Origin of the sequence: Microcoleus vaginatus PCC 9802 (genome assembly GCA_022701275.1) — a bacterium.
Taxonomy (GTDB): Bacteria; Cyanobacteriota; Cyanobacteriia; order Cyanobacteriales; family Microcoleaceae; genus Microcoleus; species Microcoleus vaginatus_A.
The window spans coordinates 800,199-826,366 of record CP031740.1 but is presented as its reverse complement, the minus strand read 5'-3'; the positions used below and the strand labels follow the sequence as shown (position 1 = coordinate 826,366).

24 protein-coding genes and 1 pseudogene are annotated in these 26,168 nt (G+C 44.7%); 9 read left to right on the top strand and 16 right to left on the bottom strand.

The annotated features are described in order from the left end of the window. Positions 1–121: 121 nt before the first annotated feature. Positions 122–838 (top strand): pentapeptide repeat-containing protein, encoded by a 717-nt coding sequence (locus D0A34_03450; GenBank protein UNU18045.1) that lies wholly within the window; start codon positions 122–124, stop codon positions 836–838. A 217-nt stretch (positions 839–1,055) separates the two neighbouring features. Here the strand turns inward: D0A34_03450 and D0A34_03445 are convergent, their stop codons facing one another. From D0A34_03445 to D0A34_03430, 4 genes are all read right to left on the bottom strand, one after another. Next, the gene (locus tag D0A34_03445; protein UNU22149.1) at positions 1,056–1,721 is read right to left on the bottom strand and encodes a DNA-binding response regulator; all 666 of its coding nucleotides are present in this window, start codon (positions 1,719–1,721) and stop codon (positions 1,056–1,058) included. Between the two features lie 313 nt (positions 1,722–2,034). Beyond that, complete coding sequence (locus D0A34_03440) at positions 2,035–3,381, bottom strand: EAL domain-containing protein (protein ID UNU18044.1); 1,347 nt, start codon at positions 3,379–3,381, stop codon at positions 2,035–2,037. A gap of 585 nt (positions 3,382–3,966) precedes the next feature. Beyond that, positions 3,967–4,236 (bottom strand): hypothetical protein, encoded by a 270-nt coding sequence (locus D0A34_03435; GenBank protein UNU18043.1) that lies wholly within the window; start codon positions 4,234–4,236, stop codon positions 3,967–3,969. Positions 4,237–4,316: 80 nt separating this feature from the next. Further along, positions 4,317–6,221, bottom strand: a complete 1,905-nt coding sequence (locus D0A34_03430; protein UNU18042.1) for a serine/threonine protein kinase — start codon at positions 6,219–6,221, stop codon at positions 4,317–4,319. 302 nt (positions 6,222–6,523) lie between these two features. On the opposite strand from D0A34_03430, the gene D0A34_03425 reads away from it, so the two are divergent. Then, positions 6,524–8,053: a phenylacetate--CoA ligase family protein gene (locus D0A34_03425; protein ID UNU18041.1), complete on the top strand. Its 1,530-nt coding sequence runs from the start codon at positions 6,524–6,526 to the stop codon at positions 8,051–8,053. A gap of 47 nt (positions 8,054–8,100) precedes the next feature. Here the strand turns inward: D0A34_03425 and D0A34_03420 are convergent. Then, positions 8,101–8,286, bottom strand: a pseudogene (locus D0A34_03420) (serine/threonine protein kinase). 448 nt (positions 8,287–8,734) lie between these two features. Between D0A34_03420 and D0A34_03415 the strand changes: the two are divergent. From D0A34_03415 to D0A34_03405, 3 genes are read left to right on the top strand one after another with little or no spacing between them, the layout of a single operon-like run. Continuing rightward, positions 8,735–10,618, top strand: a complete 1,884-nt coding sequence (locus D0A34_03415) for a hypothetical protein (protein UNU18040.1) — start codon at positions 8,735–8,737, stop codon at positions 10,616–10,618. A gap of 7 nt (positions 10,619–10,625) precedes the next feature. Beyond that, positions 10,626–10,766, top strand: a complete 141-nt coding sequence (locus tag D0A34_03410) for an FdxN element excision controlling factor protein (protein UNU22148.1) — start codon at positions 10,626–10,628, stop codon at positions 10,764–10,766. Beyond that, positions 10,754–11,089, top strand: coding sequence for a XisI protein (locus D0A34_03405; GenBank protein ID UNU18039.1), 336 nt, complete (start codon positions 10,754–10,756; stop codon positions 11,087–11,089). Before D0A34_03410 ends, D0A34_03405 begins: the two co-directional genes overlap by 13 nt. 42 nt (positions 11,090–11,131) lie before the next feature. Here D0A34_03405 and D0A34_03400 read toward each other — a convergent pair whose 3' ends face one another. From D0A34_03400 to D0A34_03375, 6 genes are all read right to left on the bottom strand, one after another. Beyond that, a complete protein-coding gene (locus D0A34_03400; GenBank protein UNU22147.1) occupies positions 11,132–11,848 on the bottom strand; it encodes a Uma2 family endonuclease in 717 nt (238 codons plus the stop codon). A 153-nt stretch (positions 11,849–12,001) separates the two neighbouring features. Further along, positions 12,002–13,096, bottom strand: a complete 1,095-nt coding sequence (locus D0A34_03395) for a Rho termination factor (modular protein) (GenBank protein ID UNU18038.1) — start codon at positions 13,094–13,096, stop codon at positions 12,002–12,004. 420 nt (positions 13,097–13,516) lie between these two features. Next, positions 13,517–14,446, bottom strand: coding sequence for a chromosome partitioning protein ParB (locus D0A34_03390; GenBank protein ID UNU18037.1), 930 nt, complete (start codon positions 14,444–14,446; stop codon positions 13,517–13,519). Further along, the gene (locus D0A34_03385) at positions 14,446–15,948 is read right to left on the bottom strand and encodes a ParA family protein (protein ID UNU18036.1); all 1,503 of its coding nucleotides are present in this window, start codon (positions 15,946–15,948) and stop codon (positions 14,446–14,448) included. Before D0A34_03385 ends, D0A34_03390 begins: the two co-directional genes overlap by 1 nt. A 182-nt stretch (positions 15,949–16,130) precedes the next feature. Continuing rightward, a complete protein-coding gene (locus D0A34_03380) occupies positions 16,131–17,183 on the bottom strand; it encodes a fatty acid desaturase (GenBank protein ID UNU18035.1) in 1,053 nt (350 codons plus the stop codon). Between the two features lie 257 nt (positions 17,184–17,440). Continuing rightward, positions 17,441–17,722: a hypothetical protein gene (locus D0A34_03375; protein ID UNU18034.1), complete on the bottom strand. Its 282-nt coding sequence runs from the start codon at positions 17,720–17,722 to the stop codon at positions 17,441–17,443. A 204-nt stretch (positions 17,723–17,926) separates the two neighbouring features. On the opposite strand from D0A34_03375, the gene D0A34_03370 reads away from it, so the two are divergent. Both D0A34_03370 and purU read left to right on the top strand, forming a co-directional pair. Next, entirely contained in the window at positions 17,927–18,967 is a 1,041-nt protein-coding gene (locus tag D0A34_03370; protein ID UNU22146.1) for a threonine synthase, read from the top strand. 262 nt (positions 18,968–19,229) lie between these two features. After that, a complete protein-coding gene (gene purU / locus D0A34_03365; protein UNU18033.1) occupies positions 19,230–20,084 on the top strand; it encodes a formyltetrahydrofolate deformylase in 855 nt (284 codons plus the stop codon). A 137-nt stretch (positions 20,085–20,221) separates the two neighbouring features. Here purU and D0A34_03360 read toward each other — a convergent pair whose 3' ends face one another. Together D0A34_03360 and D0A34_03355 are read right to left on the bottom strand one after the other, a co-directional pair. Beyond that, positions 20,222–21,211 carry a mechanosensitive ion channel family protein gene (locus D0A34_03360; protein UNU18032.1) on the bottom strand — a complete coding sequence of 330 codons (990 nt, stop codon included), beginning with the start codon at positions 21,209–21,211 and terminating at the stop codon, positions 20,222–20,224. A gap of 309 nt (positions 21,212–21,520) precedes the next feature. Beyond that, complete coding sequence (locus D0A34_03355) at positions 21,521–22,153, bottom strand: hypothetical protein (GenBank protein UNU18031.1); 633 nt, start codon at positions 22,151–22,153, stop codon at positions 21,521–21,523. A gap of 144 nt (positions 22,154–22,297) precedes the next feature. Between D0A34_03355 and D0A34_03350 the strand changes: the two genes are divergently transcribed. After that, a complete protein-coding gene (locus tag D0A34_03350; protein ID UNU18030.1) occupies positions 22,298–23,323 on the top strand; it encodes a YihY/virulence factor BrkB family protein in 1,026 nt (341 codons plus the stop codon). Positions 23,324–23,367: 44 nt separating this feature from the next. Here D0A34_03350 and D0A34_03345 read toward each other — a convergent pair whose 3' ends face one another. Continuing rightward, a complete protein-coding gene (locus D0A34_03345; GenBank protein ID UNU18029.1) occupies positions 23,368–23,556 on the bottom strand; it encodes a hypothetical protein in 189 nt (62 codons plus the stop codon). On the opposite strand from D0A34_03345, the gene D0A34_03340 reads away from it, so the two are divergent. Next, positions 23,555–24,214, top strand: a complete 660-nt coding sequence (locus tag D0A34_03340) for a hypothetical protein (protein ID UNU18028.1) — start codon at positions 23,555–23,557, stop codon at positions 24,212–24,214. The genes D0A34_03345 and D0A34_03340 overlap by 2 nt on opposite strands. Before the next feature lie 90 nt (positions 24,215–24,304). On the opposite strand, the gene D0A34_03335 is transcribed toward D0A34_03340, so the two are convergent. Next, positions 24,305–24,997, bottom strand: coding sequence for a hypothetical protein (locus tag D0A34_03335; GenBank protein ID UNU18027.1), 693 nt, complete (start codon positions 24,995–24,997; stop codon positions 24,305–24,307). 2 nt (positions 24,998–24,999) lie between these two features. Continuing rightward, positions 25,000–26,079, bottom strand: a complete 1,080-nt coding sequence (locus D0A34_03330; protein ID UNU18026.1) for a DUF262 domain-containing protein — start codon at positions 26,077–26,079, stop codon at positions 25,000–25,002. Positions 26,080–26,168 lie beyond the last annotated feature (89 nt).

Genomic DNA, 26,168 nt, shown 5'->3' with positions numbered 1-26,168 from the left:
GTTTTTGAAGATTTACCGCAGAGGGCGCAGAGCAAGAGAAAAGAGAGAAGGATAAAGGATATCGGTTTAAAGTCTACAGTTTGCTAGTAGAATTTGTTTGAAGTAGCAGTGAGGTTTGTTTGTGAAACTTAAACTCTTGGCAACTGTAACGGCCTGTTTAGCTTTGTTTGGGCTGGCAGCTCCCGTTAAAGCTCAAAATCCAGATCATGTTAGGCAATTGCTGGAAAGTAAAGAGTGCGAGGGCTGTGACTTGAGAAATGCTGATTTGTTCAAGGCTAGCTTGTACAGAGCTAATTTAAGAGGAGCGGATTTAAGCGGAGCAAATCTCTATGAAGCTAATTTGCTAGAAGCGGATTTAAGTGATGCTAATTTGGGGAATGCTAACTTAGTTAATGCCGAGATGTACGGTGCTGAATTGAATGGTGCTAATCTGCGAAATGCGGATTTGTCTAATGCTTTTTTGGGGCGAGCGAATCTGACGAGTGCGGATTTGCGCGGTGCTAAACTTTTTAATGCCAATCTGGGGGAAGCTTATCTGCTGCAAGCTAATTTGTCGAATGCCGATTTGAGGCGCTCCCTGTTGTTTAGAGTTAATTTGAATCGTGCGAATTTAAGCGGAGCGGATATGTCTTTCGCGGATGTGCGCGATACTAATTTGCAGAATGCTATTTTGTCAAATACTAGGCTTCCTGGGGCTCAATTGACCGGGACAAATATTGATGCGGCGAATAACGTGCGACAGGCAGATTTGGAACGTGCCAACTTGCGAGGTACGAATTTGGGGTCAGGGGTTTGCGTGGTAACTAATTTTCCTTATTGTGTTTTGAATGTGCAATAGTTTGCTTGCTGAGTGCGTCAGCCTCCATTTTTTTCAGCTACGGGAGTTTTTGATCCCGCCCAAAAACGGATAGAAGCCTGCGACTTAAGTAGTGGAAAGATCAAATTTTTAGACTAAAGTTTTAGCTCCCAGATGAATCTGTAGAGTAAATCTAAAATCTAAAATCTAAAATCTAAAATCCACTGACTGGCTGGCGCACCCTATGTTGATCTCCGAGCTAAGTTTGAGGTGGTTTGTATCCTCTTTCTAGGGCAAATCTCACAAGCTGGGCACGATTTTCTAACTGTAATTTACTGAAAATGCTGCCTAAATGAGCTTGCACAGTCCGGGGGCTAATAAACAGCCGATCGCTAATTTGTTTGTTAGTATAACCCTGGATCACTTCCCAAAAAACTCTTTCCTCGGCTGGTGTTAAAGGCAAAGGTGCAGGTGCTGGCAATACTGCCACCAATTGTGGTTCCACCGCCCTACCGCTAGAAGTTTGAAGCAGTCGGACAATCTCGGCGTGAATGCGGTGAGAGCGCTCTAACTGCGCCTTTACCTTAGCTAAGATTTCTTCCGACTGAAAAGGTTTTACCAGATAATCGTCAGCTCCGATCGAATGACCTTCAACTTTTGACTCCAACTCGCCTTGACCCGACAAAAATATAAAGGGGACTAACTGTCCCAAACGGGTAGTTCGCAAACGGCGACAAAACTCAAACCCGTCCATTTCCGGCATCATGACATCTGAAATTACCAAATCTGGGGGGGCATTTTCAAAAATCGAGAGCGCCTCAACCCCTGAATTAGCGCATTCCACCCGATATCCTTGACTTTCCAAGTACATTGCTAAGACTGTTTGACAGTCTGCTTCGTCGTCAACCACTAATATTCTTTCCATGACAGGCTTGCACCAATTCCAGTTGGACAGTTCTTGAAACTGCCAGTCCCAAAGTAGGAACTTAAATGAGTTTACCTGCTGCCACTTGATAAAGGCTCGCAATTTCAAGACGCCACAATTTCTCAAATAGTCCAATTAGGGGCGCCGATCGCATAAAAGGGGAAACAGTAGAGGAATATAGGGAACCATCTCCTTCTTTGATTCGCCGATCATCAAAAGCTACAACTTTTTATGAGGTAGCGTCAACTTTTATGCAGAAAATAGAAGGTAAAAGAAAGAATTTTATCCTATTATACAGAAATCTTGGTGACACTTACACTATTCCTAGACCCGACATTGAAAGGTTTTTAGATTTTTCGGGTTCGGACACAGGTACAAAAGGGACAACGCCAGCAGGTTGTGCTGCTGGGGACGGCGCCAACAAACTCGGGCCGGCAACCAACATACTTTCAATTATCGCTGCTGGTTCGGGGCGGCTGAACAGATAGCCCTGCATGATATCACACTGATGTTGTTTCAAAAAATCTAGTTCTGCTTCTGTTTCCACTCCCTCAGCAATTACAGTCATATTCAAACTGTGACCCAGTAAAATTACCGCTGTAGTAATAGCAGCATTTTGAGTATCTTCGTTGGCATTACGGACGAAAATTCGATCGATCTTTAAACTGTCAAAAGCAAATTGCTTAAGATATCCTAAAGTAGCGTAACCGGTGCCGAAGTCGTCAATAGCAATCCGAATTCCTAGAGCTTTAAGTTGGTTTAAAGTAGCGCCTGCTACTGTCGCATTTTCCACCAAAGCGCTTTCGGTCATTTCTAATTCTAAATTAGCAGGCTCCAAGCCTGTAGTTTCCAATATTTGGACGATTCGCGCTTTGAGTTCGGGGTCGGACAACTGCCGGGCCGACAAGTTTACTGATATTGTAAAGGGCGAAAACCCCGCCGCCAGCCAACTAGCGGCTTGAGCGCAAGCTGAAAGCAGTACCCACTCCCCAATCTGAATAATTAAACCTGTTTCTTCTGCTAATGGAATAAATTCGCAGGGAGAAATTATACCTCGATCGGGATTTTGCCAGCGCACTAAAGCTTCGGCGCCGATAACTTGACCGGTAGCAATATTCACTTGTGGCTGATAGTATACCTGAAACTCACCTTGTGCCAAAGCGTGGCGCAGCAAAGCTTCGAGAGCAAACTTTTCAGGAGAGAGAGTCGTAACCTTGGTGGAGTCGTTAACTAAATCTTTGAGTCTGGCTTCTGCTTGGTGAAGCGCGACTGTCAGCGGTTGAGTAATAGTTTGCCGTTTCAAGACGCGAGAAGCAATGGCTCCCAGCAATTCAGCCTTGGTAAACGGCTTTGTCAAGTAATCGTCTGCCCCCAAATCCATCCCCCGACGAAAATCGGTTTTGTCACTTTGAGCCGTGAGGAAAATAAATGGAATTGTTGCAGCTAGTGAGTTTTGCCGCAGAGTCCGCAACACGTCATAACCGTCGAGTTCCGGCATCTGCACATCGCACAAAATTAAATCAGGTATCTCCGAAAGTGCCATCTGCACCCCTGCTCGACCGTTTTCAGCCGCAATGACCCGGTAGCTGTGAGATTCCAGGAGTTGCAGAAGAGTTTCCCGGATTAATTCGTCGTCTTCAATCACCAAAATTTTGAGCATGATACTTAGATAACAGATGGCACTATATATCTGAACCTGACTAACTCTAGCATACTCAAACTGGCAAATTAATACTTCAGCTAATTAGCCAATAAATGATTAGCCAAATGGCTGAATATTTCCCCTCGGTTTTTAAGCCACAATCAAATAACTGCCCAAATTGGGAAGAGTTCGATCTCTTTCAAGAGCAGACAACTGCTGCGCCCGACTCCTTTGATAAACTTTTATTACAAAATCCCCGAGATTTCTCATAAAAATAATTTCAGCTAACAGTTTCAGTGCGCGGATGGCGGAAATTACCCAGGCAATGACTTATATGATGTCCGGTTAATTGTTCATAATTAGTCCGTGTTTGTACTGACAACTATAGTCTTATCTCAATGGATGAATCAGGAGGCAGCGTCCTGACCGCGCCCAAAAAAGGATACTTGCTTTCAGACAACAGTCGGAGGAGAGATAAAAATTTTAGATTAAGGTTCAACCTGCCAGATTCATCTGTGAAGTGAATCTAAAATCTCAAATCTCAAATCGACTAACGGAAAACTTAATTATGGTTCTCTAACCGGAAATCATATTATCACGGCTTTAATTCACAGGCTTAGTGGAATTCGCGCAAAACTTTTCATCTACAATTGCAGAAGTGAGACTGACAGCCTGCATGGATGATGACGGAATTATCAGGTCTTGCGGAACTACCACGGTCTTTTTACAAACCAGCTCGCTACTGCCTACAGAGGCAAAGTTCCAAGCATAAAATTCGGGAGTGCTGACTGTCGCATTGGCCGGATGTAAACCTAGTGCAGTCACTAATACTAATCCAAAAGTCACTAAAGCTACGATCGCGAATTTCAGCATATTCTTTGTTTGAACCGGACAACTTATCTGATTGGTATTACCTTATTATTGCCTGGGTGGATAGAGAGCGTCAATAGCAGTTATTCCGCCGTCAGGTTCAACTCGTAAGCGATCGGCTCAGATGCTTGAGAAACTACTACGAATTCATAATAACCAGCATCATCCAGCAATCCAGACCAACTAAGCCCCTCTGCATCTTGCAGCAAAGCGCGGGCTTTGTTTGTCTGCCCGGGAGAATAAATTGACAGCAGAGTAGATTTGCGCGGTGCTTGCAAATTCACGCGCAAAGTTTGATTTTGAGCGAACCGCGCAATGTAAGCTTTCCCTTCTCCGGGTTTGAGATTGCCTGTGAGGCTTTTGCTGTTCGATCGGCGGTCAAATTCAACGCTTTCGACAGTTGCTCCAGCTTGTAAGGCTTCGAGTTCGTCGGCGGTAATTGCTTGCCAAATTTGTCCGATCGGCAAACCAATGAGATTGCGATCGCGCGGCTGTTCTGGAAACCAATAAAAGAACCTAGCATCAGCCAAATCGTACAAAGCCCGACTGCTCAAATTCAGCTTGTTAACCTCAGTTTTCCAGAGATCGATATCTGTGGTGTCGTAACTGCCCAACCGCGCTCTAGCGTCGCTGCTGAGATTTTCCAGCTTATCGAGCAACTCGTCCCCGATTTTCTGCCACCTTTCGCGCCACTGGCGATCGTCCTCGCCTTCTTTTAACAGCCGTCCGCCCAATTCCGGGTATTTGGCATAGAAAGTCTCGTCCACAAGGTTGACGTAACCGTTATAGAATCGATCGTCAATTTTGAGCTTTACAAAGCGATCTTGCAAAGCATCTTCTTGCTGCTGCTTCGGGTTTGGAGGCTGGGGAACTTTCTGTACTTTTGATTGTAGATTTAACAAAGAATTGCCCGCAAACCAGCCAACTCCCCCCATACTTGAGAGCACCGCCACCACGAACAAAACCATTTTCCAAGCAGGCATCTTTTGCTGATTGCCAATAGCAGCAACTCGCACCGGAGTTCCCGGCAGTTTTGGCGTGGGGGCGGGCACGGGTATAGGCGAGAGATCCGGCGGCTGCGTGATCCCAAAATCCGGGGCTGGTGGCAAAGGTGCCTGTAAAGGCGGATTGCCGGAGAGAGCAAGCATTACCTCACGAGCCGAGGAGTAACGCTGGCTCGGCTGTTGAGCAAGCATTTTATCCAGCACCAGGGACAAATTCGGAGACAGAGAACATTCCGCCCGCCAGTTCCAATTCAGCGTTTGGCTGTCGAGCAACTGATGCGGTTCCTTCCCAGTCAGCAACACCAAAACCGTGGCCGCCAGAGCGTACAAATCGCTGTGGGGATAGACGATGCCCATCTGCATCTGTTCCACGGGAGCGTAGCCGAGCTTGCCGATGCGAGTCGCGGGGCCGGAAGTGCCGTTAGCCTCAGCGAAAAGAGACTCTACGGTGGCGGCGACTTGTTTTACTCCGCCGAAGTCGATGAGCACTGGCATTCCGTCAGACAGCCGCAGAATCAGGTTGTCCGGGGAGATGTCGCGGTGAAGCACTCCCAAAGAGTGAATGTATTCGAGCACGGGCAAAATCTGCTGCAGCAATTGATTGATTTCTGCTTCTATAAACCGCAAACCCTGACGCTTGCGGGCGTCGAGCAGAAAGCGGTAAGTTTGACCTGGCACGTAGTCTTGGACTAGAAATAGGTAGCCTCGATCGCTGATACTGACGCGGAAGAGTTCGCGAAAGCGGGGGATTTGATTGTGTTGCAGCTTGTAGAGCACTCCTGCTTCCCGCTCGAACAGTTCCTCGGATTTTTGTAAGGCGTAACTTCCATGTACTTGGGGCGCAAATTCTTTTAAAACGCAGGGTTCGTTAAATCGGTGGGCATCTTCAGCGAGGTAGGTGCGCCCGAAGCCTCCGTGTCCCAATTCGCGGACGATGCGGTAGTGGTTGTTGAGAGTTATGCCGGGGTAGATGGGATTGTTCATTGGAACTTGCTGCGTCGGATTTTCACGCTTGACTGAGACTAGGAGTTTTGGGCGATCGCTGAATTAATCTTGACATAGTGTGTCAGCGTTTATTAGTCGATCGGCAGCTTGGCTATCTCCTGTGGTTCTTGTGAAAACAGCGGTTTCGTGCTATGGAAGTTTATCGACTGCGCCATATTTTCGATCGACCTCAAAATGTGTTCAAATTTTTAGTGTCCAGCCCAATGTGCGATCGGGTGTTAGCGCTACTAATTGAATCTTGAGCGATCGAGGTGCAAAATACGCATTTTAAGGAGCCAATCATGCAGCCAGAACAGCGTCAGCGAGCAATTGGGGCGTTTGAAGAGTTTTTGAGGGCGCCGCGTGAGGAACGATTGCAACACCAGCAGAGTCGAGTTGCCGAATCCGGGGCGATCGCGCTTTTTCAAAAAGTCGCGGCCACAGTACCAGCTTACCAGACTTTCCTAGCTGCACTTAACATCAATCCCGCTTCAATTCAAACCTTTGAAGACTTTCAAAAATTGCCGCTAATTACCAAAGAGAATTATTTACGCTGTCACCCGCTACCTCAGTTGTGTTACGAGGGGAAATTAGAAACTTGCGATTTCATTGCTGTTTCATCTGGTTCCACAGGAAACCCGACATTTTGGCCGCGTTTTATCAGTGACGAGTTGCAAATTGCTGCTCGTTTTGAACAAATATTTCACGACAGTTTTTACGCCGACAAACGCTCAACTTTAGCTGTCATTTGCTTTGCGTTGGGAACTTGGGTAGGCGGAATGTACACGGCAAATTGCTGCCGCTATCTAGCGAGTAAGGGCTATCCAGTTACAGTTGTGACGCCGGGGAATAATAAGACTGAAATATTCCGAGTCGTGCAGGAACTTGGGGAGCATTTTGAGCAAGTAGTTTTGTTGGGATATCCGCCATTTATCAAGGATGTGATTGATAGCGGAATTGCTGGGGGTGTGGAGTGGCAAAAATACCGAATTAAGATGGTGTTTGCGGGAGAAGTGTTTAGCGAAGAATGGCGGAGTTTGGTGAGCGATCGCACTAATTCTGACAATCTATATTACAACTCTGCGAGCCTTTACGGTACTGCCGATGCGGGCGTTTTGGGCAACGAGACACCGCTGAGCATTTGCATCCGCCGCTTTTTAGCAAAGAAGCCGGAAGCAGCACGCAATTTATTCGGGGAATCGCGGTTGCCAACGCTGGTGCAGTACGATCCGACAAGTCGCTTTTTTGAAGTGAATAATGACGGCACGCTGTTATTTTCGGGCGACAACGGCATCCCGCTAATACGCTATCACATCTCGGATAACGGCGGTTTAATTTGTTACGAAGCAATGCTAAATTTTTTGGCTGAATGGGGATTTAACCCTGTGGCAAGTTTGCAGCAAGCAGCAGGTATGAAAGTTTCTGATTTCCCCAGAGGAATTCGCTGCTTGCCATTTGTCTATGTATTTGGGCGATCGCACTTTACCGTTTCCTACTTCGGTGCCAACATTTACCCGGAAAATGTCACCGTAGGTTTAGAAGTTCCCACCATTCGGGAATGGGTGACTGGAAAATTTGTGCTGCAAGTCAAGGAAAATGCTGATCAAAATCGGTTTTTATCGGTGGTTGTGGAATTAGCAGCGGGGGTGGATGGCGACGAGGAGATGAAGCAGGCGATCGCATCTTCAATTCTCGCGCAATTGCGGCGGCTAAACAGCGAATTTGCTAATTATGTGCCGCCCGAATATCAGTTACCTGTCGTGACATTAACTGCCACGGGCGATGCGGAGTATTTTCCGATTGGGGTAAAGCACCGATACACGCGGCAATAAGTAGTTTGAATTAATGTAAGCTTTCCCTTCTCCGGGTTTTAGATTGCCTGTTCGGCTTTTTGTAAAGCGTAACTTCCGTTTACTTGGGGCGCCACTTCTTTTAAAACGCAGGGTTGGTTAAATCGGTGTGCGTCTTCAGCGAGGTAGGTGCGCCCGAAGCCTCCGTGTCCCAATTCGCGGACAATGCGGTAGTGGTTGTTGAGAGTTATGGCGGGGTAGATGGGATTGTTCATTGGAACTTGCTGCGTCGGATTTTTACGCTTGGCTGAAGCTGAGGATTTTTGGCGATCGCTGAATTAATCTTGACATTAATTTTGACATAATTGATGAGCTTTTATCTGCCGATCTGTCGCACGCGCTGCTTCTGGTTTTATGTTATGACAGCGAGTGCGATCGAGGGCAAGTGAGTTAACAAAGCCATTCGTCATCCGATTTTAGATTTTAGATTTTAGATTGAAACCACAAATGAATCCGGGGGCTGGTGACCCAATTTTTCGGTCAGAAGTCTGCTATGGTGAATTACAGACATCTGCCGCAACAATGACTATGCTTGAACTCATAATTTTTGCTGGTTTTTTGCTGTTTTATACCTGGGGATGATCCTCGGAAGCAACTTTGTCAAAAAATTGGCGCTCGGCTCCGAATATTGTTAAAAAATAAGAGCAAGTTCACAGAGTTTTAATGAATTTTCGTTCGCTACCAAAATGGTTGCTGCACTCGACAGCAGTTACGGTTCTAGCTGCTGTATACTACAGCACCGCTGAACTGGGGAGATTTTTGGCATCTACGCCAGACAATGTGACTCCCGTGTGGCCTCCTGACGGGTTCGCTTTAGCAGCTCTCCTGCTGCTAGGATATCGCGTTTGGCCGGGAATTTGGATTGGTTCATTTTTTGCCAATATTTGGGCTTTTTTGGACAAGACAAATGCAGCTTCTGTTGCCATTTCTATCGCAATTGCCTCTAGCATCGCTGTGGGAACTACCTTATCAGCAATCTTAGGCAGTTTCCTGCTAAACAAGTTTGTCAGACGCGGCCATCTGTTCGACCGCCCTCAAAATGTGTTCAAATTTGTAGTTATGGGCGGAATGGGCGGCCCGATTGTCAGTGCGACTGTGGGCATTACCACTCTCTGTTTGCGGGGTATGATCCCTCTGGCAGATTGGGGCATGAACTGGTTTACATGGTGGATGTCAAATGTAGGCGGAATTCTGATTTTTACACCTCTAGTATTAATTTGGAGCCAACCACTATTAGAGGAACTTCAGGATTTATTCGGGCTCGGTACAGCAGGAATAAGGCAAAAAAAAAAGCTGAAATTGAAGCATTTGAAATCTATCTCATCTCAGGTCAAAGTGGCTGAGTTTACCATATTGATACTGCTGGTGCTTGCCGTAGGTAAAATTGCTTTTGGCGGCGGCTATCCTGTAGAGTATATGCTGATTCCATTTCTTCTATGGGCAGTATTTCGCTTTGACATCCAAGGAGCAACATTATTAATTTTTATTGTCTCGGCAATTGCAGTTTTAGGAACAGTTAAAGGTGGCGGGCCTTTTGCGCGTCCCGATCTTAATGAATCTCTGGTGTTATTGCAGTCTTTTATCGGGGTTGTTGTGCTGACAACTTTAGTGCTGTATGCTGCGATCGCACAACGGCAGCAAGTAGAGAACCAGTTGCGAGTTCAAACTCAACAGATTGAAAAAACTTTAGGAGATTTGCAGCAGGCACAAGCTCAATTAATTCAAAGCGAAAAAATGTCGGGGTTGGGACAGTTAGTAGCTGGAGTTGCTCACGAAATCAATAACCCCATTAATTTTGTTGGCGGCAATTTGTTTCACGCCAATCAATACACTCAAGAGTTACTCGATGTTGTCAAATTGTATCAAAAATTCTATCCTCAACCCGCACCAGAAATTCAAAATGAAATAGAAGCACTCGATCTAGAGTTTCTTATGGAAGACTTGCCTAAACTTCTCTCTTCGATGAAGATAGGAACAGAGCGCATTCAAAAGATAGTCTTATCTTTGCGAAATTTTTCCCGCATGGACGAGTCGGAACTAAAGAGAGTAGACATACATGAAGGATTGGATAGTACGCTGCTTATCTTGGATAACCGCTTGCAATCTAATACAGAAAATCGGAGCATTCTGGTGATTAAAAAATACAGTAACTTACCTAAAATCGAATGCTATGCTTCTGAGTTAAATCAAGTGTTTATGAATATACTGGTTAATGCGATTGATGCTTTGGTCGTCAAAAGGATTAAAAGAAACATTAAGGAGCCTGAAACTTTACCGCAAATCGAAATTAGCACGAAGCTTTTAGATAAAAATTGTGTAGCTGTCAGCATTACGGATAACGGCAGCGGTATGCCAGAAGAGATAATAAACCGCATTTTTGATCCTTTTTATACAACTAAACAAGTCGGAAAAGGTACTGGTTTGGGCTTGTATATTAGCTACAATATAATCTCGGAAAAACACAAAGGTAAATTGAAATGCGTTTCAGCACCCGATCGAGGTACGGAGTTTATAATAGAATTGCCAATTAGGCAAGACAACTCATGAATTACGGATAATATATCTGGCAATCCGTGCAGAAGTTTATGCACAATTTTTTTCTGAACCTATCGGGCAGGTTTTGTTAGGAAAAAAGAGATTTAAATTAATAGTTTTTGATTCATTAAAGGAGACCGTTGTCAGATGGATAGACTAGATGAATATCGCGGATTTATTCAGAAAATCTTAGATAGTTATGCCCAGATTCCCTACCAATACGGAGAAATTAAAAGCAGCGTTATTGTTGACCGCGAACAAAACAATTTTTTACTGATGCCCGAAGGCTGGCAAGGGTCTCAAAGAATTCACGATTGTATCGTTCATGTGGAAATTATCGACGGCAAAATTTGGATTCACCAAGATGGTATAGAAACGGGAATTACCCCAGAACTTGTAGAATTAGGAGTGCCTAAAGACCAGATAGTTTTAGGGTTTCATCCGTATCATGTTCGGCAACATACGGGATATGCGATCGCCTAAACGCGCTTACAATACAGAAACTTACAATAAAAAGGGCGATCGCTAAATTGTATCGGGATCAATATTTAATTCTCGCAGTTTCGCGGCCAGGCGATCGGCTCGTTGAGCCTCTTGTCCGGCTCGTTGAGTCTCCCTTTCTGCAACCTCTTCAGGAGTAGGGACAAGCTCTCCTTCTGCTGTAAAGAAACGCAATTTTCCGCCACAAATTCCGAGACTCAAATCGAGCTGCTGACTCCGCAGATGGCCGAATTCGTTTGGTGCGATCGGTTCATATTCCCCGTCAACTAAATGAAACCCAGCTAATTCTAAAGTTTCTGGGTCAAACCAAAAGTAATCATGAGTGCGAAAAGTATCTTGATAGAGTTGTTTTTTAAAGTTTTTGTCTATATCCGCTGTTTTGGGCGACAGGATTTCAACGATAATATTGGGGTACTTTCCCTCTTCTTCCCAAACTACCCAGCTTTTCCGAGTTTTTCGTTCGGTTCCGAGTACCACAAAAAAGTCGGGGCCTCGGAAGTCTTTCGATTTGAGTTGCTTGGGACTGTAATAAATGGTGAGGTTTCCAGCAGCATAGAAATTGTTTCTATCTCGCCACAGCCATTCTAGACAGTGGAAGAGTAGGATTATTTGTCGGAGATGCAGTTCTGTTTCCACGGGAGGTTCGTCACTGTATAAATCGCCTGAAGGAAAGATAACATTTTCTGGTATTTCTTGTTCTAGTATCTCTTGGGTAGTAGCTAATTCTGCGGTTGCGGACATGGCTGCTTGGTGAGGAGTAAGAGGTTGTGTGTCTATTTTAGCAAGCTTTTCATATCTCTGCCCAGGACTATTCTGAAAGCCCGATCGCGCTTTTTGCCCAAAAACGCGATCGAACACCCCAGAATTAGTCTTTAACTATTAGCAATTAGCGTTTTATTGACCGTCAGTTTGTCTGAGAGCCACCAGAATTTCCGGTCGTTTCATGCGCGCGTAGCCCCGCACTTTCCGGTCTTTGCCGAGCGCCTTCAACCGTCTCAGCGAAAGACTTTCGTAGTCTTCCTCTGGGGACGGGGACGGAAACGGCAACTCTAACTGCAACTGCGGTAGCTGAGGTTTCTGCTGTGCTTTCGACTGCTTCTTAGGCTGCGTTTTTGACTGCTTTTTCGGTTGTACCTCCGCCTGTATTTCTGAGTGCGTCCCTGCGGCTCCCAGTTGGCGGCGGAGCGTTTCAATTTGATTTTTTAGGTCATTTTCTACGTCTTCAATGGCCTCGGAAACAAACTGATTAATTGTTTGGACTGTGCGTTCTAATTTTATTGACAGCAGTCTTTCCAGTTCATCCAACTGTCTCAAAGCACCTTCAAGATTTACCTCAGAAATAACAGCCGATGTTGGCAGACGGTTGCTGCTCGATTGTTCAATTTTTTTAGCCATTTTATCTACCTTTTCATGAAATGCTTTTTCCACTTGTTCGAGCAAATGCTTAATCTGTTCTATTTGGTTACGCTCAAAGTTCTGCTCAGTTAGAGCTTTTACGTGCTTTTTTAGCAGGTCTTCATTTTTTTTAACAGATTGTTCTATTTGTTTTGTTAGACTATCTACCTTTTTTTGAAATGATAGCTCAAATTGTTGCAGTAGAGTCTCAATTTGTGCGGTTTTCTGAGTCTGTTGCGGAGCTAAATGTTCCATTTCTGCTTGAGCAACAGCTACCTCCTCGTCGGTCATTTCAAATACCCACGCCCACATTTGCTCGATGCCCAGTTCTTTAGCAAGAATACACCAATCTGAGCCGCAAACAACTTCATATTCTTCTTCGTTGCTGTAAGCTTCTGTAGGGCGTACAATTAAAGGAATTAAGTTGCTGCCTTGCTCGATCAGACTTCTCCTGAGAGCTTCGCGGCGTTCGCGAGGAATTTCGCCCCGCTGAGGCTCTGGTACTGCAATTTGGGAAGTGTAAATCTGACTGTGAGTAATGGGCTTAATCCGTAAATATTCAACTATTCGGTTTTGATCGGACGATCGATCCATCTTGTTACAAGTCCCCTTTTGTCATTAAAATCTGGTGTGTAGGTATTTATGTATGTTTGCACTTGACAGCCTGCGTTTTAAGTGCTGCAGGACTAACCCAAGAACTGTAATTGTAGGGTGCGAGACAAACACCTTACCCAGACTGTGGTAAGTTAAAGGGTTTCTTGGGCTGAGTCTTCCCAGTGTGCGATCGAACTCGGTTATCTGGGGGAGATATCGCGTTGCTGCTGTACCTGTGCCGCTGGCTGTGCGGTGACAGCCCGGGCGATCGGCAAAAGTTACTGCAATTCCTAAAAAAAGCTACTGTGATGAGTTTAACTGGCTGTGGGACACGAATGATACACTGCTTTACTCATCTTTACTTTTTTTGGCGTAGAGACTCACTGAGTCAAAGTTGCCAGTGGCTGCAGGAATTGCGAGTTATGAATATTTGTGCCACTTATCAATTATTTTAATCATTGTTTTGTCGGCTAACCCTTTAACACGTTCCACCACATTTGCAAATGAGACAAACGGCCGCACATCTCGCTCTTTGAGTATTATTTGGATTATTGAAAGCTTCAAGCCAGCATCTTTCAAATTAGCCGACAGTTGATTTTTCTCTAAAGTATTGAGTGCTTCCAACGCCGACATTGCTTCGGAAGCTACGTTTTCAACTTCTGGTATCCTCTCTACCACCACTTGTTTTTCGGGCGGCGACTCTGATTTCAACTCATTAATTCTGTTTGCTAACCCAGCTTCAACTAACAGAGGTACTTGTTGTAAGATTCGGTTTTCAAGTTCTTGTATACTCTGGGCTAAAACTTTTTGTTCGCGGGCGTACTCGGCTTTTAATTCATTAATTTGACTGGCAAACTGAGCTTCAATATTTGTTAGTCGCTGTTCTAAACTAGATGAATCTTGGGGAGTTTCATTTTCACATAAATTAGGGACTTCGACCAAAGAAACCGGGTTCTTTATTGAATCGGCCGGCTGCGACGAAGTATTTTCGTACAAAACCCCGGTTTCTGGGTTCTCAACTAAATTCTCAGTTTTGGCTGATTTCCTCAGCGCTTGAACTTGCTGTAAAAGCAGTCCTTCATTTTCGGGTTCAAGAATAAATGCTCCGATTGTCTCGCCTTTCATAGGGTTGATTTCCCGGGCTTTCGCCGCCGCGTAGTATTCAAAGTCTCCGTCTACTATCTCGTAGGAATCCATACCGTTGCGGCGGAGAATTATGGGGTTAATCAATCCTCCTAATTCTAAAATCAGTTGCGCCAGTTTCTCCAAATCGCGCTCGGCAAAATTGGAACGGGGAACTGTGGATGTAATCTTTTTAACTAGAACCAACGACACCAATAATTTTTTCATTATTTACCACCTATCTTTTCCAAGACTTCCATTGCTAATACTTCAAATTCTTGAGATGCGGTAGAATCTGGATTAAAGTCTAGCACGGAAATCGGATCGGCAATTTCCATATCTCCCACCATCTGAGTTTGTTCTGCACACTTAGCCAAATCATCTCTTTCGTAAATGGCGCTTTCCATAATTTCCAGGCCGTAGCGTTTGGGAATTGCCGCCCTCCGTTTGGGCAAACTGTACTGTATAAATTTAGTGTTAGTTGATATTTTACAAGGAAGGACGCCTAAAATTTCTAGAGAATTTCTGCCAATTAGTTTCTTGAATCCATTGATTTTTCCGATAAAATCTTTGACATGAATTAGTCCTTGATTGGCAAAAGGCTTTAAGTCAGAAGGAATAATTAAATAATCAGCAGCAATCAAAGCAACTCTAGCATATAAATTCAAAGATGGCGGCGTATCAATCAGTACAATATCGTATTTTTCTTGTACTTCGGCTAGTTTTTGAATCAAAATTATTTTACTGTAATCCAGTGAGTTTAGTTCATTTTCATATTGCATTAAATCAATATGAGAAGGAATCACATCTATTGCTGGAGTGCAAAAATTAGACTTTCTCGCGACTGCTGATATTGAGTAAAAATCGGCTGACTGCAAAACGTGAAGAATATTGTTGTTTTTCAAATCATCTTGTTCTTCATCCTCAAATTTTACTAAACCTGTCGCAAATGTTGTATTCGCTTGACTATCTAAGTCGATTACCAAGACTCTTTTACCTTGTTTGCTCAGCGCTGCGGCTAAATTGACTACGGTTGTAGTTTTGCCAACGCCGCCTTTATTGTGGTAAACTGCAATGATTTTCATCGTATTTTGGCTTTTTTGGGGAACGGTTACATCTGCTTTAACTTGAGGCTTAACTGGATAATTTTCAGGTATTTGTTCCGGTTCTGAGATTTGACTTGGCTCAGGTTCTGCGGTGGCGGGATTGTTGGGCTTTACTGGGACTTCGCTAATTAACTCAGGACTAACCAAATTAATTTTACTATCTTCCAGTTCGAGATTATCGGGATTTTTTATAAATTTTAAACGCTCTCTGCCAATTAAAGCGATAATTTCATCAATTCTATTTTCAATGTCTTTTCCAGCACACTTAAAGACTAGCTGAATATCATCGGCGACTCTTTGGTAAATTCTAATTTCTTTACCGTTAGTTATGAGTCCATAGCGGATGCTCAAAGTTGTTAAATAGCGATTGAGTTTTCGCAGGTGGCGGTCTAAATTTTCCTTGGGATGTTTAGCCTCCATAACTACACTCATCGGCGAGTCTGCATCGACAACTATGGGGATAACTTGGGTGGCAAAGGAGAGGAAGTCTAGACGAATATTCCCAAATGCGATTTCTTGGTGCCAAGTGTCGGGCGTATAGCCTAACTTTGGTAGCAGATAGCTGACAATGAGTTTGCTTTCTACTTCGCTTTCGTTGCGACAGTTATTGGGATTGAAAGTCATTCGATTTTAGATTTTAGATTTTAGATTTTAGATTGGGAATGACTGATTTAATAATGGTAAGGATTGTGATATTGACAGTAGGGCGCGCATTCCGCCCCTTACAAAAACTATGGATTGTAATATCGAAAAACCCGGTTGTGTTTGACAAACCGGGTTTTTTGGGGATTAATGGCGCTTCAAAACTACTTTGTTTGAGCGTTAAATTCCTGCAATGTCTGATAGCCGCCAGCGGGATCGTATAGGTGACAGTTGTCGGCAATCCGCTTCATTAAAGACCAAGAAAATTCTGTTTCGTAGAGATGATCTTGCCAATTTTCCTTTAAGCTGCTGTGGGCGAGGCGCAAATTGTACCAGGGAATAGCAGTTGAAAGGTGGTGGGGAACGTGGACGTTAATGTCGTGGCACAGAAACTCTACCCAGCGGGGATAATCGCAGTGAACTGTTCCCGATAGTTGCGCTTGGGCTTCGTCCCATTCTTCCGGTTCTTTAAAGGAAATATCTGGTGCTGTGTGGTGAACGATCGTAAAAGTGCTCATCCAGAAATGGTAAACCAGCCAGGGCATCAACCAAAATTTGACAAATCCCCAAATGCCTGTGGTTGCAATTAAAATCGGGAATCCGATCGCAGCACCGATTAAAACGACAAAAACCGAAAACCGGACTTGTTCTTGTTGCTGTTTGCCTTTGAAGCGCCACCACATAAAGTGCACTTTTCCCCAGTGGGCGATCGAGCCGATCCACCACATCCGACCGAAAATTAAACTATAAGCTATTTGTAAAGCCTTGGGAGCAGCAGCGTAGTCTTCTGCTGTCATGGGTTGCCAAGCATTATCTTCGCCAATTTTATTGGTGTGCTTGTGGTGATAATTGTGGCCATGGCGCCATGCGTGAAACGGATAAATTAACGGCAGAAATGCGAGATGTCCGACTAAATCGTTTACCCAGCGGCGGTTAGCAAATGAGCGATGCCCGCAGTCGTGACCGATCACAAAAAAACCGGTTAATCCGGTGCCTGTGAAAATCCACATTAGGGGTAGTAGAAACCAAGGAGAGACTGCTATGCCCCAGTAACCGACCGCAACTAGCAAAACGTTGACGATTACTTTTGTCCAAGCTTTGCGGGGGTTTTTGGCGAATACTTCCCGCGGCAGGGTTTTGAGAATATCTTTGAGGCGCAGGTTGGAAGTGTCACTTGCGGATGTCAAATTTAGTGGTTTTTCGATCGATGCTGTCATAAATTGATTTCGATTCTCCGTATGCCATGAGGATGGCTTAACAAATTAGCGCAATAAAAAAGCGCCGTAAAATGTCAGCTCGTTGCCAGCAAGCAGCAGACGAGTTGAGCTGTAGGCAAGCGCGTTTTAGCAAAAGCTAGCGATCGCTATCCGCAGTTAGGAATTTCTAGCACTTTTGGCAAAAAATACTGCGGGTAGCAAAACATTCGTTTTTATAACACAGGGGCAGGACAATTAGCATTAGCGACTGTTGTCTGCTAATTGCTGTTGCTGCCAGAAATGGGGTCGAGAGCCCGCAAGCCAGCGATCGAGCGTTGCTGTTTGAGGCTTTGCACTTCCAGCAGCAAGGATTCGATTTCCGCTTGCAAGTGCAGGAACTTAACTTGCTGATCGGCTTGGTAGGGGCACTTCACCGAATTTACTTTGCGGGCAAAACTGGTCGATAGCGTAGAAGAACTAGCCATTTCGGGATTGCTCGCGGTGACTTGAGGCCGGGAAAGAGTGGATGAATTATTTGACATCAGTAATTGAGTAGACATATCTACACATTCACACCATTAAGTTACTTTAACCTGAACCGATCGTATTAAACATCAAATTAACCGATCGAGCTAAAATTAGTGTAAATTCCTTAGCCATTGCCTAAAACCATTGACACCGTGACCCTGATTCTACCTGCTACTGACTCTCCTGCTAACTCTGCTGCCCGCGCCGCCTCGCCCAAGCGCTACGGCTGGCCCGGCTTGATCGAAGCTTATCGCCCCTACCTGCCGGTGACGGAAACCACACCGGTAGTGACCCTCCAAGAAGGCAATACTCCCCTGATTCCAGCACCTGCGATCGCCTCTCTCATCGGTCGAGACGTGCGCGTCCTAGTGAAATACGACGGCCTCAACCCCACTGGTAGTTTCAAAGACCGGGGGATGACAATGGCGATTTCGAAGGCGAAGGAAGCTGGTGCCGAGGCAGTAATTTGCGCCAGTACCGGCAATACTTCGGCCGCCGCCGCCGCCTACGCCCGACGCGGGGGGATGCGAGCTTTCGTGTTGATTCCCGAGGGTTATGTGGCTTTGGGCAAGTTGGCGCAAGCTTTGCTTTACGGTGCGGAAGTCATTTCGATTGGCGGAAATTTCGATCGAGCCTTAGAAATTGTCCGCGAAATGGCTGTTAACTACCCCGTGACTTTGGTAAATTCGGTGAATCCTTACCGCTTGGAAGGTCAGAAAACCGGGGCTTTTGAAGTGGTGGACGCTTTAGGCGACGCCCCAGACTGGCTGTGCATTCCCGTAGGAAATGCGGGAAACATCACAGCATACTGGATGGGTTTTTGTCAATACCACCAAGCCAAAAAATGTTCGCGCTTGCCGCAGATGATGGGATTTCAAGCCGCCGGGGCTGCACCGTTAGTGACGGGAGAACCGGTGGCGCACCCGGACACCCTGGCGACGGCAATTCGGATTGGGAATCCGGCTAGCTGGAAACAGGCGATCGCAGCTTCCGAAGCCAGCCGCGGCGGTTTTGCCGCAGTCACCGACGCCGAAATTCTCGACGCTTACCGTTTGTTAGCATCGCAGGAAGGGATTTTCTGCGAACCAGCCAGTGCAGCTTCTGTGGCCGGCTTGCTGAAGGTAAAAGACCAAGTTCCGACTGGGGCGACGGTGGTTTGCGTGTTGACTGGTAACGGTTTGAAAGACCCGGATACCGCAATTAATCACAGCAACAATCTGTTTAAAAGCGGTATTGATCCGACTTTGGATGCAGTAGCTGGGGCGATGGGATTTTAAGAAGAAGGAAGACGGAACAGGGAAGAAGGAAGAAGGAAGATCTAAACAGGCAAGATGCCTGTTCCACTCTCCGTTAAAATCTCTTGTGGGGTGGGCATCTTGCCCGCCCGTAAGCCCATAGAAACAGGCAAGATGCCTGTTCCACTCTCAGTTAAAATCCATTGTGGGGTGGGCATCTTGCCCGCCCCTAAGCGTATCAATAAACCCCTGTGAGAGCGCTTTTTTCTCGATCGACTCAGCGAGACAATTTTGTCATTATATTATGACTAGCCCTACTGCTACCCTGTTAATTGCCTGTCCCGATCGCAAAGGACTCGTCGCCTTACTTGCCAATTTTATCGCATCCCACAACGGCAATATCATCCACGCGGATCACCATACAGATTTTACCGCTGGATTATTTCTAAGCAGGCTAGAATGGCAATTAGATGATTTTGACTTAACCACCGAACAAATAACACCTGCTTTTAGTGAAATAGCCAAGGACTTACAAGCCAACTGGCAATTGCATTTCTCCCATCAAATTCGGCGGATCGCGGTTTTTGTAAGCCGTCAAGATCATTGTTTATTAGACTTGATTTGGCGACAGCGAGCGCAAGAAATCAGAGGTGAAATTCCGCTGATAATCAGCAACCATCAAAATTTAAAGCCTGTTGCCGCACAATACGGTATCGACTTTGAGTATATTCCCATTACTAAAGACAATAAAGCTATTCAAGAAGCACAACAGTTAGAAATTATTAAAAAATATAATATTGATTTAGTAGTTTTGGCTAAATATATGCAAATTTTGAGTCAAGACTTTATCATAAAATTTCCCAATGTGATTAATATTCACCATTCATTTTTACCCGCGTTTGTGGGTGCAAACCCCTACGGAAGGGCTTATGAAAGAGGGGTAAAAATTATCGGTGCAACAGCCCACTACGTTACACCAGATTTAGATGCTGGCCCGATTATCGAACAAGATGTTGTGCGCGTCAGTCACCGCGATGAAGTGTCTGATTTGGTTCGCAAAGGTAAAGATTTAGAAAGGGTTGTTTTAGCCAGGGCGGTGCGATATCATTTACAAAATCGTGTTTTAGTTTACGGCAATCGGACTGTGGTTTTTGCTTGAAAATTAGGCATCATATCAATCCTGGTTTGTTACTCCTTTGATCACTCGGCGAGTGATATCAATTCCGGTTTCACGATCGAAATGCAGAGAAGCCCAAAGTTTCCTCAACTTGATATTTTTCATGACTGGTGACGCGGTTAAGATTTTCCGTTGCCGTCTTGTTGCGATCGCCCTTGGGTCAGTTTTCGCACAGAGCCACTAATACGACGAGGTTTCGGAACTTTACGTTTGCCTGCGGGCCATCCTTCACACTGCTGGGAGCGATCGCCATCTATCTCTTCGGTTCGATCGTGGAACAAGATGTTCCGCGTGGGATAAGGCAAATCGATGCCGTTTTCCACATATAGCTTTTTTTTAATAGCACAAATTACCTTGTCGCGCGATCGCAGATCGTCAATTCGGCGCGGCGGAGCAATCCACCACCGAACGCGGATATTGACCGTACTTTCTGCTAGATCCATCGCCAGTACATCGGGTGCAGGAACTTTCAAAACCTCCTTCAGGCTGTACAGTGCTTCCAGGATTAACTGCTTGGCGTGGTCAATATCGTCGCCGTAACCAATACTAATATCGTATTCCATGCGGCGTTGATCGAAAGCGGTATTCACTGTCACCGTATTCGTAAACAATTCCGCATTAGGAATGACAATCCGGCGACCATCATAAGTTTGGATTGTTGTAGCGCGGGTCTCAATATTTTCTACCGTTCCCTCAAAGTTTTTAAACACAATTTGGTCATCGATTCGGAACGGTTCCGTCAACAGAATTAGGATACCGGCTAAGAAGTTTTGCAAGATCTCGCGAAATGCAAAACCAATCGCCACCCCGCTAATTCCCAGCAGTTGCACCAAATCCCCAGCTTTCAATGTGGGAATTACAATCGAAAGAGCAATAAACAGACCCACTAGAACGATCGCACTCTGGGCTAACCGTCCTAACACCAGCCCCAAATTTCGAGCTTGGTGGTGGTTGCGGGTAACTCGCCTGACCACTCTCTTAATTTGCCTACCCACACAGTAAAAAATTGCAAAGACAATTAACGCCAGCACAATATTAGGCAGCATGAGCATAAAGCTGTCGCTCATGCTCTGAATCTTTTTCCAGACTATGGATATCTCTGCCTTCATGAAGTCTCCTCGCGCATCAGTCGTTGTCGATAGTAGTAAAATTTAGCTCGATTAAATTCTATCTAAAGACTGTAGGTTGGTACGGCGCGAGGCAGATTTTTTGGCAGTTTTCAAAATTTTGAATGCGGATTATAGGTTGGGATATAGTACAGTTACATCGATTAGTAAACCCTCTGTAGGTGCGGAATAATAAAGAAGCCGATGAATTAATACCGCTTAATTGCAGGAAAAACAAAAACAAGGAATCGCTGACTAAATCCCACCTGCCGATGGTAATCGCCATGGCGACACTTCCTGAATTTTTAACTCCTAATTCCCAAAGGGCGGTAAATCGAGTAACTGATTTTTAGAAGGTGGAAGCTGGGCGGGATTTTTGCCTGGGGCGGAAGTTTGGCGGATTTCCAGAGCAGTTTCGCCAGGATTTGCAGTGCGAGTAGGTACTATCTCCAAAGAATATACTGTCTCGGTTTTTGCAGGAGCGGGATTTTGGGCTTTCGTGAGCAAGTCAACAGCATCTCCGAGGGCGCTAGTTAAATTTTTGCTAGTTTCAGCGTGGCGGGCTTCTTCTTGTTTGAGGGCTTGAGTGAGTTGTTTAACTTGTTCGATCGCGCGATCGCGCTCTTGGAGAACTTCTGCTAACTTAGCTTTAAGTTCGCCTACGGTTTGCAGTTGTGCGATTTCCTCCTGGCGAGCAACCCCAGCATCATCCTCTTCGGGCACAATGGGGGAGAAACTTTGTAATTGCTCTATTTGTGCTTCCAGAGAAGCGATGCTTTGCTGAGTTAATTTAGCATCATTCCGCCGCTGCTCGGCTTCGGTATTGTAGAGTTGGCGCCACTGAGCAGCACTTTCACCGGCCTCATCGCGATCGCGCGAAACTTCTGTTAACTGCTGTTGCAGCCGCTTGATTTCATCTAACCACTGTCTGACATCCTGAGCCATAATATTGATTTTAGATTTTAGATTTTAGATTTTAGATTGGGGAATTGGGAATTGGCAATTGGGAATTGGCAATTGCGAGTTGATAATGGCTTAATTAATTAACGACTTGTGTTACCTCATCTTTCGCCCCGTTTCCTGTGCGCTATGAACATTTTTTACTGGTTGCGCTACCTGATTTTAGCTTTGTTTAAGGCGCTTTTAAGGCTGCTTCGAGCTCTCAAAAGGAAAGTTGGTGGTTTTTGGCTGTTTTGTCGGTGTTTGACTTGGGGCACGCTCAAGGAAGTCGGCGCTAAGGCGGGAGAGCAGCGCTTGCCGGGGCTGTCGGCGCAAATGGCCTACAATTCTATGCTGGCGCTGTTTCCGGGGCTGTTGGCTATCTTATCTGCGATCGCTCTCTTTGAACCTTTGCAGTCAACACTTTATCAACTCGCGGGCCTTTTGGGGGAGGTAATACCCGATAACGTTCGGAATTTGATTCGCGGCTTAATCAAAGAAATTCTGTTAACTCGCAATAAAGGGCTGTTTTCCGTGAGCTTTCTTGTGGCGATTTGGGCATTTTCTGGAGTAATGAGCGCGGCGATGGCTGCACTCGATCGCATCCATGAAATCCCGAGCGATCGAACTCGACCCTTTTGGAAAGCCAAACTTATTTCTCTGGCGCTGAGTATCGGCACAATTATACTATTGATTCTGGCATCGGGAGTAGTATTTGTCAGCGACTTAATTGTACAAGCTATTGCCCGCCAGAGTTGCCTGCTGGAGTCCGTTGCCACTTGCGATTTAAAAGATGTCCAAAATTGCTTGCTCCTCGCCAGCAATTGCCCTTTGGAATCGCAACTGTTAGCTGTTTGGCGTCTGTGGCGGTGGCCGATTTCTTTGGGAATTGTATCACTGGCTTTTGCCTTTGTTTACCGCTACGGGCCTAGCCGCCGTCAACCAGATATTCCTATTTTTTCGGGAGCTGTTTTTGCTGCTATTTTGTGGGCGCTATTTTCAGCTTTATTTCGGTTTTATGTTTTGCATTTAAGCAATTACACTTGGACTTACGGGACGATCGGAACTTTTATTGTGTTGCTGCTGTGGCTCAATCTTTCTTCTTTGGTGATGCTGAGCGGCGCTCAATTAAATGTGACGGTGGGCAAGGCAATGAAACAATCACAATTAAAATAATTGGTTAATTTTTATTTGTTATTTGTTATTTGCCGGATGCTGGCTTACCTACGGAGTAAAGTGCTGAGGATGCCCGCAACAAAAGAAAGCAAAATCAGTATCCAAATGACACCACCGGGAATGAATGTCAAGAGGCCAACACCTCTGAGAATCCAAAGTAGGAGGGTGAGGCCCAGTATAGCCCAAAAGATGCGGGTAGATAGTCGCATTTGAAATCTAGGAGAATTAGTCATGTTGAATGTTAAAGTTTTGTCTGGATCAATGATAGCCGTTTTATTGGCGATCGGCAGTTACCTCACCTTAATTTCGACTCCCGGTTCCACTGCGCCTGGGGCTACAAATGTGCTGGGAGAAGCGGCAAATGCTGCTCAAAAAACACCTTCTGCAAGTTTAACAATTTCCGATCGCGGAATTGGATCGGCGAAGGTGGGGATGACTTTCGGACAATTGAAAAAGGCTCTGGGTTCCACAGCACAGTTTAAGGTACAGTCTCCTTTTATGGTAGACTTTGATGCTGTGGCTGTCACCCAGTCGCGAAAAGTGCAATATCGGGTTATTTATGCTGCGGGAACAAAGCTAAAAGATACCGATGTCATTGAACTTTTGATGACTGAAAATGCCAATTATAAAACAGTTCAGGGCGTCGGACCGGGAATGACTCTGAAACAAGCTGAGGCAATTTACGGCAAGGCTACTTTATCTTATAACGTGGATAATGAGATGAGAGAAGGGGTTTTATTTGCCAAGCAACCCACTAGAAACATTATGTTTGTTCCCAAGGCTGAAGGCAAACAATTTGGGGGAGTTTATGGGGCTGGTCAAGGGGGATTTTATCAGACTAATAAATATCAGCCGAATGCTGTAATTAAGTCTGTGATGGTGCGGCAGTAGCCTCGCATCATCCCCAGAAACCGGGTTTCTTCCGAGATATCTCGCCATCCAACCTAAATTCTCAGAGAAACCCGGTTTCTTAGCCTAAAATTATGGAGGACCTGTAGTGACATCCAAATACTCTTGATTGTCAAGATAAGTTTTAATATTCTCCAGTATTTGACGTAGGTATTCTATGACTTCCTCCTTAATCTCTAAAAGTTCCTCAATAGTCTGATCTCGCCCCACTTCCTCAAAAGACTTAACTCCGTGGGCTAAGTCGTTCCTGTTGCTTTTAACAACTAAAAGATTTTGCCCGTCTTTTGTCTTAGTAGGTTCTGTTTTACATGAAAAGCCATATTTTTCTGCTATTTCTTTAATCAACCTAGCATCCACATTCCCTGAAAATAGTTCTTCGCGTTCAAATGTAGCTGTGATGATGTCTATAGATATTTGGTTGATTTGTAAATGAATTTTCTTAGGAGAACGGTTTTTAAGATTTTGAAGAACAATCATTTTGATTTCGGGTTTGAGTTGATCGAAGGAGATTGCTTGATTTTTAAACTCATCAAATATGGCTACAATGGCATTTCGCATAGTGGATTCAACTAAGTTATACAATAACAAAAAGCCATTGGCTTTAAGAGTTTTTGCCAACTCAGGATTAAGACTTTGTATTTGATCTTGTCCAGCACTATCGGCGACAGCTAACTTAGTGGTTTGTTTGATTAAGCCATGTAAAAAGATGAAGTAATCATCTACCTCTTGAGCCCGTGTATTGAAATCTAAGAGTACAGTATTCATCTTTAGCCTAGCAGTCGGTCGCGGACATACTCAATGCGTGAAACTACTTTATTTTTAGAACTGCTAGCATCAGATTTTGTGAGATCCTTAAATTGTTGTGAATTGAGCAATTCTGTTGACTTTGGCTCAAGATTGCTGTTTTTTCTCAAAGCAAGAGCAACACCGACAGCCAGAGACTCGAATTTAATCCGAGTTGTTGTTCTCGCGCCATTTTTACCTTGGCGAAATCCTTGAGGAAAATATTTTTCTACAAAATTTAGCATTGACTCGAATTCTGCCCGCATTTTTTCGCGATCGAATTTCGGCTCTGCATTTACTTGCTTCAAATACTCATCAAGGAATATGTTTATCTTACTATTAAACTTCTCATAGTTATTTAAAAAGGCAAAAAAACGCAACACAAATTCTTGCGGTTCGCGGCTGCGAATAGCAGACTCAGAAAAAGCGCATAATTTGCGGAACTTATCATGTTTCGATAGTTCCTCAATCAGATCAAGAAACTGGCCGGGCAGTATGCCTCTGCGCTTTTCCATCTCATTTAGCTCGACGCTACCTGTATTAATGCGTTCAAATATATCTCTTCGCACTTCCTCATTTGCACTTTCAGTTAGTTGAATCATCCGAAGTGTAGTGCGGTTGAAGCGCCTCTGACGGGCTAGGGGCAAATCAGAAAATTTAAATCCATTTAAACTCTGTATTTTCTTTAATTCGGTCAAGGTTAATTCGTTATTGATAAATCTACTTAGAGTCCGAATGCGTTGTGTACCATCTATTATTGCTAAACGGGGTTCATCTTCGTCCTCATGGATTTCCGCAACAAAAATATAAGGTATTGGTACACCCAAAATTATAGACTCAATAAACCTTGACTGCGTTGCTTCATCCCAAGCCATTTCACGTTGGTAGTCGGGGATGAACAACTCATTGGTATCATCATCCTTTCCTGCCATATATTTTTGAACGAGTATTTCGACTGGATACTCTTTGGTATCGTAGTTAACTAGCTGCTGCTTGTCGCGGATTTCGGCTTCAGCAGCATCAACCTTTTTGTGTTGCTCGGTAATTTCTAGTTTCGATCGCATATTCTTAAATAATAATCGGATATTGCGGAGTGAATAGACTTATCGGTACTATGATTTTACGATAAAAATTTGGGACTTACTTCGTAAAA

Bases quoted from the DNA above. Each gene is read 5' to 3' on its own strand.
- D0A34_03390 (UNU18037.1), bottom strand. From the start codon at position 14,446: ATGAAAAAATTATTGGTGTCGTTGGTTCTAGTTAAAAAGATTACATCC.
- D0A34_03380 (UNU18035.1), bottom strand. From the start codon at position 17,183: ATGACAGCATCGATCGAAAAACCACTAAATTTGACATCCGCAAGTGAC.
- D0A34_03350 (UNU18030.1), top strand. From the start codon at position 22,298: ATGAACATTTTTTACTGGTTGCGCTACCTGATTTTAGCTTTGTTTAAG.
- D0A34_03355 (UNU18031.1), bottom strand. From the start codon at position 22,153: ATGGCTCAGGATGTCAGACAGTGGTTAGATGAAATCAAGCGGCTGCAA.
- D0A34_03415 (UNU18040.1), top strand. From the start codon at position 8,735: ATGAATTTTCGTTCGCTACCAAAATGGTTGCTGCACTCGACAGCAGTT.
- D0A34_03340 (UNU18028.1), top strand. From the start codon at position 23,555: ATGTTGAATGTTAAAGTTTTGTCTGGATCAATGATAGCCGTTTTATTG.
- D0A34_03405 (UNU18039.1), top strand. From the start codon at position 10,754: ATGGATAGACTAGATGAATATCGCGGATTTATTCAGAAAATCTTAGAT.
- D0A34_03430 (UNU18042.1), bottom strand. From the start codon at position 6,221: ATGAACAATCCCATCTACCCCGGCATAACTCTCAACAACCACTACCGC.
- D0A34_03335 (UNU18027.1), bottom strand. From the start codon at position 24,997: ATGAATACTGTACTCTTAGATTTCAATACACGGGCTCAAGAGGTAGAT.
- D0A34_03330 (UNU18026.1), bottom strand. From the start codon at position 26,079: ATGCGATCGAAACTAGAAATTACCGAGCAACACAAAAAGGTTGATGCT.
- D0A34_03345 (UNU18029.1), bottom strand. From the start codon at position 23,556: ATGACTAATTCTCCTAGATTTCAAATGCGACTATCTACCCGCATCTTT.
- D0A34_03395 (UNU18038.1), bottom strand. From the start codon at position 13,096: ATGGATCGATCGTCCGATCAAAACCGAATAGTTGAATATTTACGGATT.
- D0A34_03375 (UNU18034.1), bottom strand. From the start codon at position 17,722: ATGTCTACTCAATTACTGATGTCAAATAATTCATCCACTCTTTCCCGG.
- D0A34_03385 (UNU18036.1), bottom strand. From the start codon at position 15,948: ATGACTTTCAATCCCAATAACTGTCGCAACGAAAGCGAAGTAGAAAGC.
- D0A34_03400 (UNU22147.1), bottom strand. From the start codon at position 11,848: ATGTCCGCAACCGCAGAATTAGCTACTACCCAAGAGATACTAGAACAA.
- D0A34_03425 (UNU18041.1), top strand. From the start codon at position 6,524: ATGCAGCCAGAACAGCGTCAGCGAGCAATTGGGGCGTTTGAAGAGTTT.
- D0A34_03435 (UNU18043.1), bottom strand. From the start codon at position 4,236: ATGCTGAAATTCGCGATCGTAGCTTTAGTGACTTTTGGATTAGTATTA.
- purU (UNU18033.1), top strand. From the start codon at position 19,230: ATGACTAGCCCTACTGCTACCCTGTTAATTGCCTGTCCCGATCGCAAA.
- D0A34_03440 (UNU18044.1), bottom strand. From the start codon at position 3,381: ATGCTCAAAATTTTGGTGATTGAAGACGACGAATTAATCCGGGAAACT.
- D0A34_03445 (UNU22149.1), bottom strand. From the start codon at position 1,721: ATGGAAAGAATATTAGTGGTTGACGACGAAGCAGACTGTCAAACAGTC.
- D0A34_03360 (UNU18032.1), bottom strand. From the start codon at position 21,211: ATGAAGGCAGAGATATCCATAGTCTGGAAAAAGATTCAGAGCATGAGC.